This window comes from Bradyrhizobium sp. CSA207, from assembly GCF_029051685.1.
Lineage (GTDB): Bacteria > Pseudomonadota > Alphaproteobacteria > Rhizobiales > Xanthobacteraceae > Bradyrhizobium.
The window spans coordinates 1-1,316 of sequence record NZ_JAACFT010000104.1; the positions used below are offsets into that span (position 1 = coordinate 1).

Consider the following 1,316-nt stretch of genomic DNA (forward strand, 5'->3'; position numbering starts at 1 on the left):
TTCTACGACATCCTCTTCCTGGGCGAACTGCCGGATGGCCGACGGGTCGAGGCGGTAGTCACGGGCGACCGCGATCCGGGCTATGGCTCGACCAGCAAGATGATCGCCGAAAGCGCTCTCTGCCTCGTGTGCGACGTGCAGGGCGAGGGCGGCACCTGGACGCCAGGCGCGCTGATGGGGCTGGCGTTGCGTAAGCGTCTAAAGGAGCGCGCCGGCCTCACCTTCAGCGCGCGTTGAGGTAACGCTCAGGACTGCAGCGGCGTGCTGGACTACGTGGATCGTAACCGACGAAAGCGCGGCTTGATCGCGCGCGAGCCTCAAATCCGGTTCAATGGCCGCTTCTGGCCCGAAGGCGAAGGTCGCTTGAAGACGTGTCATGTCGGCAGTCAGAGGCAAACCGGATGCCGATCCAGCTCGGCGTCTACCGCTGCTATTGACCCATTGCGGAAATCGTGCCTGCTGGTGAGCAGTCGATGTCTGCGTCGCAAAATAATTCAGTGCCGCGAGAGATCCTTTGCCATAAGAACCAAGTCGTAGCAGCGGCCAGCTTGCTTCAGAGCGTTCTTCTCCACGCCGTACTCCAGGAAGCCCAATCTCGCGTAAAGACTCCGCGCCTGTTCGTTGTCCACCACCACGCTGAGCTGGATCAGTTCAACCTGCTGACGGGCGTGATTGCATACCGCTTCGACCAACCGTCGACCGACCTTGGCATTCCTTGCGGCGGGTCGAACGTACATTCCCCAAAGCGCGCCTTTGTGAGCTTCTTTCTGGCCCTGTTGGACAGCAAAGCCGACAATGCCGACGAGCTCTGTGTCGCGGAACGCGCCGAGCACTGTAGAGCTGCCGAGCCGATCCGAGAACAAACTCAGCGGCTGAGCATCTTCAACCTCGAAGGTGCTACCGAACGCTTCCGGGTTGGCTTGGAGAGCCTCCAGTCGAATGTCTCGATAGAGGACAGCGTCCTCCCGTGCGAGGCGACGTATTTCAATGTCGTCGTCGGTCATCCTTCGTCTTCACCGGCAGGCAGGGAATATTCCTAGTGAGTTGCACAAGATAACTTCTGCGACACCGCAAATCCAGAGAAGCTCGACTTCTGATTTTGGCCCGAAGGCGAAGGTCGCTTGAAGACGTGTCATGTCGGCTGCCAGAGGCAAACCGGACGCCGATCCAGCATGGCGTCTACCGCCGCTTTTGACCCACAACGGACATCCGCAACGCGACCTCTGAACAAGAACCCTTGCTTGACAGAAGTTCTTCGGGCCGAGCAAATGGAATGCGAACAGTCCGCTCCGGGGCTCCCCATGAATCCCTTGCTT

Annotated in this window: 1 protein-coding gene and 1 pseudogene; one reads left to right on the top strand and one right to left on the bottom strand. The window is 59.6% G+C overall.

The features are described 5' to 3' along the window. Positions 1-237 (top strand): annotated as a pseudogene (locus GWG65_RS40135) (saccharopine dehydrogenase); the annotation flags it as partial. 257 nt (positions 238-494) lie between these two features. Here GWG65_RS40135 and GWG65_RS40140 read toward each other — a convergent pair. Beyond that, the gene (locus GWG65_RS40140) at positions 495-1,004 is read right to left on the bottom strand and encodes a GNAT family N-acetyltransferase (RefSeq protein ID WP_275200910.1); all 510 of its coding nucleotides are present in this window, start codon (positions 1,002-1,004) and stop codon (positions 495-497) included. Positions 1,005-1,316 lie beyond the last annotated feature (312 nt).